Origin of the sequence: Candidatus Corynebacterium faecigallinarum (assembly GCF_052264515.1) — a bacterium.
Lineage (GTDB): Bacteria > Actinomycetota > Actinomycetes > Mycobacteriales > Mycobacteriaceae > Corynebacterium > Corynebacterium faecigallinarum.
The window spans coordinates 1-12,260 of the sequence record NZ_JBQQOC010000039.1; the positions used below are offsets into that span (position 1 = coordinate 1).

Genomic DNA, 12,260 nt, shown 5'->3' on the forward strand with positions numbered 1-12,260 from the left:
TGTGCAAGGAGACGGTGAACCTGCCGGGGGAATTGACACCACGCTAGGGGACTCAACCAACCTCAATTATCGATCATGCGTTCTTTCTGATCAGCTGACCAGCAAATACACGACACCCAGGGGTCCCCGCTCCGGGGCAGTCGCATCCGATGCCAGACGCGAAGGTCAGCGTCAGGCGCTGGACGCGGCGTCCGTCTCAGCGTCCGTCTTAGCGTCCGACTCCGCCCGGACCGCACGCATCCGCACCCAGCGGTACAGCCCCAGGATGATGCCGACGAAGACAAGCGCGCCGAGCCACTGCGAGGCACCGGCCCAGCCGTCCGGCATGATGCCGAGCGCATCAGAATCCCCGGTACCAGCGATAATTCCAGCGTTGAGCACCCCGAAGAGGCTCTCGCCGACGATCAGGCCGGTGGCACCCAGTACACCCAGGCGCTTCGCGGACTCCGGGTTGCCGCGCTTGTCCGCCCAACGGTTGTAGAACCAGCCGGCGAAGGCACCGACGGGGATGATCAGTGTCAGGGAGATCGGCAGGTACATGCCCATGCCGACGGCCAACGGCGGCAGAGCGAAGTGGCCGGAGGTACGACGACGCACCACCTCATCCACCACGATGATGCCCACGCCGATCAATGCGCCGAGACCGATGAGGCCCCAGTCCAGGGAGTCACCGAAGATGCCCTCGGCGACCGACGAGAGCAGGCCTGCCTGCGGGGCGGCCAGGGCGTCCGGCCCGGCACCGGGGGCGCCGACGAAACCGAAGGCGTCAGCCATCAGGCCCAGGATCGGCGGGATGACCAGCGAACCGAAGATGACGCCGATGATCAGCGCGGTCTGCTGCTTCCACGGGGTCGCGCCGACCAGCTGGCCGGTCTTCAGGTCCTGCAGGTTGTCGTTGGAGATCGTGGCGACACCGAACACCACCGCGGCGGTGAACAGGGTGTAGGCCACCAGCGCCATCGGGTCGCCGCCGTCGTCATTGCCGGTGACGACCTTGATCAGCAGGGCGGCGAGCAGCACCACGATCACACCGACGCCGGAGATCGGGGAGTTGGACGATCCGATCAGACCGGCCATGTAACCGCAGACCGCGGCGATGACCAGGCCGAGGAGCAGGACGAACAGGATGCTGAAGGTGATCAGCGTGCCGGTGTGGTGGCTGACACCGGTGTCGGAGAGGAAGTCCCACAGCAGCCAACCGATCGGCAGCATCAGCACAATGACGCTGGTCACGACGATGCTGACCGGGATGTCACGCTCGGTGATGTCGATCTCGCGTCCTTCCTTGCGGGCGCGGGAGGCGGCCAGCGAGGCGGTGATGCCGCGGACGACCGGGCCGATGATCTTCAGCAGCGTCCAGATCGCGGCGATGGCCATCGCACCGGCACCGACGAAGCGGACGTCGTCGGAGAAGGTCGTGTTGACCAGGTCGGCGAGGGCGTCCCCACCGGTGGCGTTGGTGATGTCACCGCTGGTGAACACCGGCAACAGGACGCCGAAGGAGATGACCAGGCCGACGATCATGGCGATGCCGACCATCGGGCCGACGAGGTGGCCGACACCGATCAGCGCCAGCGACAGACTGGAACCGACCATCGTGCCGCCGGCGGCGCCGCCCGCGCCGAGCTTGAAGGTGGCGGAGAGCTCGCCGGCGGTGACTTTCAGCGCGGTGAGCAGGGACATACCCGCGGACGCCAGGCCACCGACGATGATGGCGATGAGACCGTCGCGGTTGTCGCGGTTGCTGGGGTCACCGTCGCCGACCTTGAGCACCTCGGCGGCGGCGACACCCTCGGGGAAGGGCAGGTCGTCCCTGGTGCCGGTGTTGGTGACCAGGGCGCGGCGCAGCGGGATGGAGTACATGACACCGAGCACGCCACCGATGAGGCAGACCAGCATGGTGGTCCAGTACGGGAAACCGGTCCACCAGCCGATCATGATCAGGCCGGGGAGCACGAAGATGATCGCCGAGAGGGTGCCTGCGGCCGACGCGATGGTCTGGACGATGTTGTTCTCGGTGATGGAGTGATTCTTCAGTTTTCGCAGCACCGCCATGGAGATCACCGCGGCGGGAATCGAGGTGGCGAAGGTGAGGCCGACCTTGAGGCCCAGGTAGACGTTGGCGGCGGTGAACACCAGGGTGATCAGGCCACCGAGGATGACGGCGCGGAGCGTGAGTTCGCGCAGCGGTGTCTGCGGTTTCTGCGACTCCACGGTTGCAGTCGCGGCGCCGGACGAATTCGCCGGCTCCTGCGCTGGTGAGGGGGAAGGTGAGGACGTGCCAGCCACGGTAGGCTCTCTTTCCGGTCAGCGAACGGCTCACGAACCAACCAGGGTGACTGCCGTTCACTTACATAACACAATTATGGATACCCTGACCGGGCGATTCTAGTCCCCGCCACGTACTTCCCCACAAATGCCGATCCACGGCCCCCTTCCGGACGCAGGGGCGGGAACCATCGGCCAGAAAGTCGACCAACGCAATCCATCACACCGCCGGCGATGTCCTTCGATAGCCTGCAATCCCCTGACCTGCAGGTCTCATCATGTGAAAATCGACGGCGGTGTGATGGATGAACGGGGTCGCGCCCTACTCCGCGATCGCCTCCAGCGGTCTTGTCCGGGCGGCCTTCACCGCCGGGCCGGCTGCAGCGACCACGCCGACGACCGCGCTACCGGCCACCATCCCGGCGACCAGGCCCCACGGCACCGCGGTGGTCTCGATCCCGTCACCGGACATCACCTTCAGGAAGGCCCAGCCCAAGCCCAGGCCCAGCAGCACACCGACCAGCGCACCGTACAGGGCGATCTGCACCGCCTCCAGCACGATCATGCCTCTGACCTGCCCGCGGAGCGTACCGACCGCACGCAGCATACCGATCTCCTGCCGACGCTCGATCACGTTCAGCGCCAGGGTGTTGATGATGCCCAGCACAGCCACGATCACCGCCAGGGCCAGCAGTGCGTACAGCACATTCAGCATCTGGTCGATCAGCACCGCCTGCTGCCCGGCGAACTCCTCCGAGGTCAGCACCTGCACCACGATGTAGTCCTCGGTGGCGGCCTCCAGGTTGGTCCGCAGCGTCTGCTCCGACACCGAGCCGTCCCCGTCGACGAAGATGGAGAATATGCTCATCGAGTTGCCCGCACCAATCGATGCCGCGATCGGCTCCAGCGCCGACCAGGACACCAGGGTGTCGCCGAGCAGGTCATGCGGCTCGTAGGTTCCGAGCAGCTCCACCTGGCCGACCTCGCGGGCGGGGGCGTCCGGCACGTAGACGTTCATCGGCAACGTTTCGCCCACCGACCAGCCCTTCTCCTCGGCGACCTCGGCGTTGGCGACCACGCCGGGACGGTCCAGCGACAGGTCACCCTCGACCACCTCGACACCGCCGGAGACCTGCGGGTCGCCGTCGATCACGCCGGTGCCCGAGTACTGGGCGTCCGGACCGTCCGGCATCTCGCCGACCGTCACCGGCACATAGCCGTACCCGGCGGCCTCACCGACACCGTCGGCGTCCCGCACGTCGCCCAGCGCGCTCATCGGCACCGGGAATCCGCCACCGTTCGGGCCGGTCAGGATGTAGTCGGAGGTGACCGTCTCACCGATCATGTCCGACAGCGAGGCCTTCATCGACGCACCCAGCATGCCGATGCACGCCACCAGCGCCACACCGAGGGTCAGGGCGAAGGCCGTGGTTGCGGTGCGTCGGGGGTTGCGTCCGGAATTGGTGGACGCCAACCGTCCGACGGGTCCGAAGGGCAGCCCGATCACCGAACCGATACCTCGCACCACCGGACGCGACAGCGCCGGCGAGAACAGAAATGTACCGATGATCACCGCAAGCGCACCAACGCCGACCAGGGAGGCGCGCGGCCCGGTGTCCGCGTCGATGAACACTCCGGCCAGTGCGGCGGCCACACCAGCCACCGCCAGCACCGCGCCGACAATGGTGCGTCCCCGCAGGGAGGTGGACGCCAGGTCACCGGATCGCATCGCCTCCACCGGACGCACCGCGCCCGCCCGGCGCGCCGGAGCCCACGCCGACATCACCGTGACAATCAGGCCCAGCACCAGCGGGATCGCCAGCGAGGCAGGCGTGACAAGCACACCGGCGGCGGGCAGACCCGCACCCGTGGCGTTGATGATCACGAAGATGCCGTGGGCCAGGCCGAAGCCGGCGGCCACACCGAGGGCGGAACCGATGATGCCGACGACGATCGCCTCCAGCACCACCGAACCGGTGATCTGGCGGGAGGACACACCGAGAGACCGCAGCAGCGCGAACTCACGGGTGCGCTGGGCGACGATCATCGAGAAGGTGTTGGCGATGATGAACGTGCCCACCACCAGCGCGATCAGACCGAAGGCGATGAGGAAGTAGTTGACGAAGCTCAGGGCCTCGTCGATCATCGCGGTCTGTTCCTCGCCATGCTCCGCGCCGGTCTGCACCTGGTAGCTGCCGGGGTCGACGACTCCGGCCGCCGACAGGTCGCGCAGCTGCGCCTCCAGCGACGTGGTGAGTTCCTCCTCGCTGACGCCGTCGGCCGCTTCGAGGGAGAACATCGACGTCGTCTCACCGTCGGTGAAGGTCTCGAGGTAGGACGGCTCCTCCATCGCCAGGCCGACGAATCCGCCACCGTCGATGTCGATGTCGTAGACACCGGAGATGGTGACGTTGGTGCGTCCGGTCGGGTCGACGACAACCAGGTCATCGCCGACGGACAGGTCGTGACTCTCCGCGGCGGAGCTGTTGACCACGACCTCGTCCGGGCCGGTGGGCGCCTGGCCGTCGGCGATGCTCCACGCGGGGCCGACGACTTCGTCCTCCGGGTACCAGGACATGACGAAGGCGGGGGCACCGCCGGTCTGGAGGGTCTCGAAGTTGGCGGCGTCGGCGGCGTCGGCGGCGCTGTCGCCACCGTCGGAACCGTTGCCGGTACCGGTACCCTCGGACGCCGCCGCGACGACGACCTGGGTCTCGCTGGCGTTGTTCAGCGAGCCGACCTCCGGATTCTCGGCCAGTTGTGCGCCGAGTTCCAGCGGCAACGGCGACCTGGGGTTGTCCGCGGTCACCACGGCATCGATGCCTTTGGTGGTGGACTCGGTGAGAGTGTCGAAGGTCTTCTGCAGTGACGCGGTGAACATCAGCGAGCCGGCGATGAAGGCCGTGCCGAGCACCACCGCCAACACCGTCAGCAGCAGTCGTACTTTATGGGCGGCCAGGTCACGCAGCGAGATACGTCGCATGGTGGCCGTGGATGAGGTTGAGGATGTGGACGAGGTTCGTGATCGGGCAGACATCGCGATTACAACCCTTCGATACTGGTCATGGTGGTCAGGATCTGCTCGACATCCGGCTGGCGCAGTTCGCTGACGACCTGACCGTCGGCGAGGAAGATCACCCGGTCGGCGTAGGCGGCGGCCCTGGCGTCGTGGGTGACGATGACGACGGTCTGGTGGTCACGGTCGACGGCGGCGCGCAGGATGGCCAGCACCTCGGCCGAGGAGTTGGAGTCCAGGTTGCCGGTCGGCTCGTCGCCGACGATGATCTCCGGTCGCGCCACCAGGGCGCGGGCGCATGCCACGCGCTGTTGCTGGCCGCCGGAGAGTTCGGAGGGCCGGTGACCGAGGCGGTCGGTGAGCCCCAACCGGTCGGTCATCTCGGCGAACCAGTCCTTGTCGACCTTGTCGCCGGCGACGTCGATCGGCAGGGTGATGTTCTCCGCGGCGGTGAGTGTGGGCACCAGGTTGAAGGACTGGAAGATGAAGCCGAGCCGGTCGCGGCGCAGCTTGGTCAGTGCCTTGTCCCCGAGCTGGGAGATGTCGGTGGTGCCCAGGTAGGCGGCACCGTTGGTAGGGGTGTCGAGGCCGGCCATGCAGTGCATCAGCGTGGACTTGCCGGAGCCGGACGGCCCCATGATGGCGGTGAACTCGCCGGGGGCGAACTCCACGGTGACGTTGTCCAGGGCGACGACCTTGGTGTCGCCGGCCCCGTAGATCTTCGACATGTTCTCGGCGCGGGCGGCGGGGATGTCCTTCACCGCGGTGTTCTGGCTGCCCTGGGCATTCTGGGTGTTCTGGTTGTTCGGGGTTGCGTGCATGACTCAATCCTTCAGCTGTGACGGCACCGTCCGCGTCCCCCGTTAGAGGGATATCTGGGTTCCGGGTTCCCAGTCATCGCATCCGATCCGTCGTCGTCGGGAGTTGGCCTCACTCCCCTGGTCATATTCCAGCCTATGGGTCTGTGACCCCCTGGGCAATCGGGGATCACCCTGACTGTCCCCTGATCTCCTGCTCCTTGGCATCCCTGATGCCCTCCCTGAGTCTCGGCGTCGCCCCGAACCTGCCTGCCCTCTGCCTGCCCCCTCTGCCTGCCCCCTCTGCCCGGCCCTCTCTGTCCTAGTCGTCCAGGCCGCCCGAGGAAGTGGCATCGTAAATGTCCTCTTGGTCAGTGTAGATGGCCAGAAATCACCCGGATCCCGGCCGTTTACACTGACCAGACGACCATTGGCAATGCCAGCGGCCCCCGATTGGAGGCTCCGACCGCTTCCCTCCAGGTGGCCCGCGAAGAGGACTTGTGCAGACAACTCGTGAAGAGGACTTGACGCAGGAGAGGCCCGACACGGGAACAGGAATCGGCACGGCGAATTCAGCCTCGGCATCGCCCGCTCCCACTTAAGCTGAACCCCATGTTCCCGAAGAAGAATGGTCCCCGTCTCGTCCTCGTCACCGGCGCAGCCTCCGGGCTGGGTCTGGAGCTCGCCAAGCAGTTCCTCGACAACGGTGACCGGGTGATCCTCACCGACATCCATGCGTCCGCACCTGACTCCCTCAACCAGCTCGACCAGCTCAGCGGCGACTGGTCCTACCGCGCCCTCGAGGTCACCAGTGAGGATGACTGGAATGCCGTCGCCGAGGACATCGACGAGCTCGACGTCCTCATCAGCAACGCCGGCATCGCCGTCGGAGGCTCGGTGGATTCGACCTCCCTGGAGACCTGGCAGCGGGCCCTGGACATCAACCTGCTGGGCTCGGTGCGCGGTGTGCGCGCCCTGTCGCCGAAGATCGCGAAGGGTGGTCGGATCTCCCTGACCGCCTCGCTGGCGGGCCTGGTCCACGCCCCGTCGATGGCCACCTACAACACCACCAAGGCCGCGACCGTCGCGCTCGGCGAGACCCTGGATGCCGAGCTGCGTCACCGCAAGATCAGCGTCTCGGTCATCTGCCCACAGTTCTTCAAGTCAGGCCTGGCGTCCTCCCTGACCGGCGACGACGAATCCGCCGACGATCTCGCCCGGTGGCTGCTCAACAACACCTGGTTGGACGCTGCGACCATCGCCCGCCGCGCCGTGAAGGGCATCGAGGCGCGTCGGGTGGTCGTCACGCCGGACGCTTTCGCGGCGTTCAACTGGTACTCGAAACGCTTCACCCGCATTCCGCACCTCATGGCCGTCCGCGCCATCGGCTGGGGCGTGGCCAAGCAGCAGCAACGGACGCAGAAGAATACGAAGCGGTAGTCGCCCAGTACTTCCCGCTGACCTTCTCAGGGACGGTCCCGGCGTGGATCGTGGGTACCGCGCCCTCGTCGCCCTGGTCAGCGACCCGAACAAGGTTGAGGCCCATCCGCTGGGTAGAGACATCCCTGTCCGGGGAGAGCTTCACCTACGTCAAGGCGACCGAAGGCACCAACTACGTCAACCCGACCTACCTCGCCGACTCGAACGTCCCGAAGTACGTCGGCATGGCCGTCGGCTCCTACCACTACGCCCAGCCCAGCTCGGCCCCCGGCGATGCGGCAGCTCAGGCGAACTTCTTCGCGAACACCTCCATCGTCAGCCACTTCCCCACGCTGCCCCCGGTCCTCGACCTGGAGGAATCCGGCGGACTGAGCCCCAAGGAGCTGCAGGACTGGGTCCGCGAGTACGTGTCCGTGGTCAAGATGCGCACCGGACGGGACGCCATGATCTACACCTCCCCGACCTTCTGGCGCGATGCCATGGCAGACACCACGGAGTTCGCCAACCATCCGCTGTGGCTGGCCCATTACGGCACCGACACCCCGGATGTCCCCGGCGGCTGGAAGTTCGCCACGATCCACCAGTACAGCAGCGAAGGTCAGGTCCCGGGCATCAACGGCCCAGTCGACAAGAACACCTTCAACGGTGACAAGGTTCAGCTCGCGTCGTTCCTGCGGTAGACCTCCCCCCACGTTCAATAGCCAGCAACAACCGGCAACGACCAGCAACGACCAGGTCGTTTCCCGCCCATCGGCATCGGCAGGTGAGCGAGCCGGGTCAAAACACCCGGCGCGGACAAGAACTGTGACAATCTTGGGTGGACCTTGATGCCTACTGAAGCGGGTACATCATGCAGGACGCTCCGCCCCGCCGTTCCCGCGCCTTCCGGCGGCGGGCACTCGCTGCGTTACTGATCCTGATGTGGCTGGGGGTCGCCGCCGTAGGCGGGCCGAAATTCGGTGAGATCAGCGAGGTGGCCACCAACGACCAGTCCTCATTCCTCCCGGAGTCCGCGGAATCAACGAAGGTCGGCGACCGCCTGGAGGACTTCCAGGATTCAGGGGCGGCCCCGGCGATCGTGGTTGTCACCGCAGAAACTGACGGGGAGCAGGTGGACCCGGCGTCACTGAGCGACCTTCCCGACCGACTCTCTGCCGCTGTGGACAGTACTGTCGGCGCTGGCGACAGGGGAGGCGAGGCGGCGACCGAGGCCAGTCCTCCGCTGCCGTCCGAGGATGGGGAAGCAGTACAGATCATCGTGGTGCCGCCAGAGAATGCGAAACCGGCGGATACCGTTGATGCCCTCCAGGAAACACTGGAGTTGGAATTGCCGGTGAAACTGCAGGCCCTGGTCACCGGCCCTGCGGGGTTCAGTGCGGATCTGTCGGCGGCTTTCGGTGGAATCGACGGCCTACTCCTGCTGGTTGCCGTCGCTGCAGTGTTGGTCGTCCTCGTACTGGTGTACCGTTCACCGTTTCTTCCGCTGATCGTCCTGCTCAGCTCCATGGTGGCCTTGTGCGCTGCGGTGTTGGTCAATGTGGCGCTCGCCAGATCCGGTGCTGTGATGATCAACGGTCAGATACAGGGGATCCTGTTTATCCTGGTCATCGGAGCAGCGACAGACTACGGACTGCTCTACACCGCGCGGTACCGGGAGGAACTCGCTCGCCACTCCAGCACCTGGTCCGCGACCTCGGCGGCGCTGCGGGGGACCTGGCAGCCGGTACTGGCCTCTGCGGCGACCGTGATCGCCGGGCTACTCTGCCTGCTCCTGTCTGACCTGGCATCGAATGCCGGGCTCGGGCCGGTGGCAGCTGTCGGAATCGCCGCTGCCTTCTTTACCTCGCTGACGTTTCTTCCCGCCGTGCTCGCCCTGGCCGGGAGACGCGTCTTCTGGCCGAGGGTTCCCGGTCCACCTGTGACGACAACAGATGCGACACCACCGGATGAAGGACAACCGGGCGCCGCAGTGAAGACTCGGAACGGACTGTGGGAACGCATTGCTGAGTTGGTCCGACGTGCTCCCCGACGGATTGCTACCGGCACGGGGCTGCTGCTCATCGCCGGCTGTGCGGGACTGCTCACCCTGGATGCCGACGGCGTCCCCACCAGTGACTACGTCCTAGGGCAAAGTGATGCCAGGGACGGGCAGTCAGCCCTCGACCGTCACTTCCCGGCAGGTGCAGGCGCTCCAACGTATGTCCTGGTCCCCGAAGAGAACAGCGGCGAGGTCCGGGACACCGTCGAGGCACTCAGCGGTGTGCAGTCCGTCTCCAGCTCCTCAGGGGACGTCGCTCCGGTGGTGAACGGCGATGTACTTCTGGAGGTGACACTCACCGATTCCCCGTACTCTGATGCGGCGGAGAACACCGTCAAGGAGATTCGGGATGACGTAGGTGGTCTCGGCGCCATGGTCGGCGGAACGACCGCCACTGAACTGGACACCAAAGAAACCTCGGTCGCCGACCGCACCGTGATCATCCCGATCGTCCTGCTGGTCATTACCGTGATGCTTGCACTGCTGCTGCGCGCCGTGGTGGCTCCGTTGGTACTGCTGGCGACGACGGTACTGAGTTTCGGAACTGCGCTGGGTATCAGCGCAGTGATCTTCACGCTCGTCGGCTTCAGTGGCTCGGATCCGTCCGTGCCCTTGTACGCCTTCGTGTTCCTGGTGGCGTTGGCGATCGACTACAACATTTTCCTGATAACCCGGGTGCGTGAGGAGTCCGTGGTTCACGGGACGTCGACCGGTGTAAGCCGGGGACTTGTCAGTACCGGTGGTGTGATCACCAGTGCCGGTATCGTACTTGCCGCCACGTTTGCGGCACTGCTGGTCATACAGATCCAGTTCCTGGTACAGCTCGCCGTCATCATCTCCCTGGGAGTGCTGATCGACACCTTCCTGGTTCGATCGTTCCTGGTACCGGCGTTGACTCACCTGCTCGGTGACCGGATCTGGTGGCCCGGCGGGCCGGGCTCCCTGGGGAAACACTCACTGCACGGACCCGGTGCCGACGTTGATTCCTCCCGACTTCGTACAGAAGGTTCACTGGGACCGCAGTAGGCCCCCCGGGCCCGGAGCCGCTGCACGCTCGGCGGGAATTCTCCATGTTCACTATTCTCGAGGTGATGCAGAACAACCTCCAGGACCTTTCAGGTGGCGACGGCCGAACCGCCCTCCACGGTGAGCTACCTACCGGCATCCACGCGCGCGCCGCCGCCCTGGTCGCCCGCTGGGTCGTGCAGCGTGCCGCAGTTCTCGCCGGCATCTCAGTGGTCGAGGTCCAACACACCCAGCAGCCCGCGCCCGGAACCTCGGAACTACGAGCCGACGTGATCCTGGTGCGTCCGGGTGTTTTCTACGCCCGTCTGGGGGTCCGGGGGCTGATAGGTCTCGGCGAGTCCTACGTCGCCGGCGACTGGGAGGCCCCCCACCCTCAGCGGGACGCTGACAAAGCTCTGCCGCAGGATCACCACACTGGTCCCACCGTGGATGCAGTCCTTCCGGAGGCTGTACCGGTCGCGGCGTCCGATCTCACAGACGAACACCATCGACGGCGCGAAGCGGAATGTCAGTGCCCACTATGACCTTTCCAATGACTTCTTCGGCACTTTCCTCGACCCCGGGCTGAACTACTCCGCGGCCCTCTTCGACGAATCCGGTAAGACGTCCACACTCGCCGAAGCACAGGACACCAAAATCCGGCGCATGCTTGACCGGGCAGGCGTCGATGAAGGGTCCCGTGTACTGGAGATCGGGACGGGATGGGGCGACCTGGCACTCCACGCCGCACGGCGTGGGGCGACGGTACATTCGGTGACCCTGTCCCGTGAGCAGGCTGATCTGGCCAGGAAGCGGATCGCAGCGGAGGGCCTCCAGGAAAGCGTCAGCATCGAGATCATGGACTACCGCCAGCTCACCGGCTCCTATGACGCAGTCGTGTCGGTGGAGATGATTGAAGCAGTCGGTGCGGAATACTGGGACGAGTACATGCGAACCGTCCACGACCGGCTGGCTCCGGGTGGACGCGCAGTCATCCAGGCGATCCACATGGACCACCGGAGGATGCTCCTCACCGCTGACGCGGCGACATGGATCACGACCTACATCTTCCCGGGTGGACTCATACCCAGCGTGCGGGCCCTCCACGAATCCGCTCTGCGTGCCGGACTGCGCCCCGGGATGCAGCGGAACTTCGGCCCGGACTACGCGAAGACCCTGAGATTGTGGGATGACGCTTTCCTGGCGGCCGTGGCCACCGGCACCGTCGGTGAACTGGGTTTCGGGACGGAGTTCCAACGGGCATGGCACTTCTACCTCTGCTACTGCCAGGCAGGGTTCGCCGCCGGTTACATCGATGTCGGCCAGCTGGAGTACCGGCGCAGGCCCGATGAGGAACCGGTCAATGCACCTTAGCCCCAACGGGCACTGCGGTCAGCCCCGACGGATGCTCTGGAAGGCTGCCAGTGCCTCCTCACGGGAACGACGCAGGTCCACGATCGGTGGCCGCAGGACAGGGTCCTCACCTTCGTCGGCATCGTTAGCACGAAGCCAGCGTGCGGTGTACTTCCCTTCGGGGTCGAATCGTCGGGCCTGGTGTACCGGGTTGAAGATGCGGAAATAGGGGGCGGCATCGTCCCCACTTCCAGCGACCCACTGCCAGTTGAAGGGGTTCGACGCCACATCGGCATCGACCAGCGTTTCCCAGAACCATTCTTCCCCGTGACGCCAGTGAATC

At 65.8% G+C, this 12,260-nt stretch carries 9 protein-coding genes; 5 read left to right on the forward strand and 4 right to left on the reverse strand.

Annotation, left to right across the window (positions count from 1 at the left end; all coding sequences use genetic code 11):
- Positions 1-171 precede the first annotated feature (171 nt).
- From ACTXPP_RS13270 to ACTXPP_RS13280, 3 genes are all read right to left on the reverse strand, one after another.
- Complete coding sequence (locus tag ACTXPP_RS13270) at positions 172-2,214, reverse strand: OPT family oligopeptide transporter (RefSeq protein ID WP_301497693.1); 2,043 nt, start codon at positions 2,212-2,214, stop codon at positions 172-174.
- Between the two features lie 376 nt (positions 2,215-2,590).
- Complete coding sequence (locus ACTXPP_RS13275) at positions 2,591-5,251, reverse strand: ABC transporter permease (RefSeq protein WP_443342558.1); 2,661 nt, start codon at positions 5,249-5,251, stop codon at positions 2,591-2,593.
- Between the two features lie 59 nt (positions 5,252-5,310).
- Positions 5,311-6,012: an ABC transporter ATP-binding protein gene (locus tag ACTXPP_RS13280; RefSeq protein ID WP_301497698.1), complete on the reverse strand. Its 702-nt coding sequence runs from the start codon at positions 6,010-6,012 to the stop codon at positions 5,311-5,313.
- A gap of 681 nt (positions 6,013-6,693) precedes the next feature.
- Between ACTXPP_RS13280 and ACTXPP_RS13285 the strand changes: the two genes are divergently transcribed.
- The 5 genes from ACTXPP_RS13285 (at position 6,694) to ACTXPP_RS13305 (ending at position 11,938) form a co-directional block, all read left to right on the forward strand.
- Positions 6,694-7,521 carry an SDR family NAD(P)-dependent oxidoreductase gene (locus ACTXPP_RS13285; RefSeq protein WP_301497955.1) on the forward strand — a complete coding sequence of 276 codons (828 nt, stop codon included), beginning with the start codon at positions 6,694-6,696 and terminating at the stop codon, positions 7,519-7,521.
- Between the two features lie 95 nt (positions 7,522-7,616).
- The gene (locus tag ACTXPP_RS13290; RefSeq protein ID WP_443342560.1) at positions 7,617-8,201 is read left to right on the forward strand and encodes a GH25 family lysozyme; all 585 of its coding nucleotides are present in this window, start codon (positions 7,617-7,619) and stop codon (positions 8,199-8,201) included.
- A gap of 170 nt (positions 8,202-8,371) precedes the next feature.
- Positions 8,372-10,585: an MMPL family transporter gene (locus ACTXPP_RS13295; protein WP_443342562.1), complete on the forward strand. Its 2,214-nt coding sequence runs from the start codon at positions 8,372-8,374 to the stop codon at positions 10,583-10,585.
- Between the two features lie 44 nt (positions 10,586-10,629).
- Entirely contained in the window at positions 10,630-11,109 is a 480-nt protein-coding gene (locus ACTXPP_RS13300) for a hypothetical protein (RefSeq protein WP_443342564.1), read from the forward strand.
- Positions 11,015-11,938, forward strand: coding sequence for a class I SAM-dependent methyltransferase (locus ACTXPP_RS13305; RefSeq protein ID WP_443342565.1), 924 nt, complete (start codon positions 11,015-11,017; stop codon positions 11,936-11,938). The genes ACTXPP_RS13300 and ACTXPP_RS13305 overlap by 95 nt, the downstream gene beginning before the upstream one ends.
- 18 nt (positions 11,939-11,956) lie before the next feature.
- Here the strand turns inward: ACTXPP_RS13305 and ACTXPP_RS13310 are convergent.
- Positions 11,957-12,260: FAD-binding domain-containing protein (locus ACTXPP_RS13310; protein WP_443342566.1), on the reverse strand; the 304-nt coding region annotated here is incomplete at its 5' end.

Excerpts from the sequence above, each read along its gene's own strand:
- ACTXPP_RS13305 (WP_443342565.1), top strand. The coding sequence starts at position 11,015 with ATGCAGTCCTTCCGGAGGCTGTACCGGTCGCGGCGTCCGATCTCACAG.
- ACTXPP_RS13285 (WP_301497955.1), top strand. The coding sequence starts at position 6,694 with ATGTTCCCGAAGAAGAATGGTCCCCGTCTCGTCCTCGTCACCGGCGCA.
- ACTXPP_RS13275 (WP_443342558.1), bottom strand. The coding sequence starts at position 5,251 with ATGCGACGTATCTCGCTGCGTGACCTGGCCGCCCATAAAGTACGACTG.
- ACTXPP_RS13300 (WP_443342564.1), top strand. The coding sequence starts at position 10,630 with ATGTTCACTATTCTCGAGGTGATGCAGAACAACCTCCAGGACCTTTCA.
- ACTXPP_RS13280 (WP_301497698.1), bottom strand. The coding sequence starts at position 6,012 with ATGTCGAAGATCTACGGGGCCGGCGACACCAAGGTCGTCGCCCTGGAC.
- ACTXPP_RS13295 (WP_443342562.1), top strand. The coding sequence starts at position 8,372 with ATGCAGGACGCTCCGCCCCGCCGTTCCCGCGCCTTCCGGCGGCGGGCA.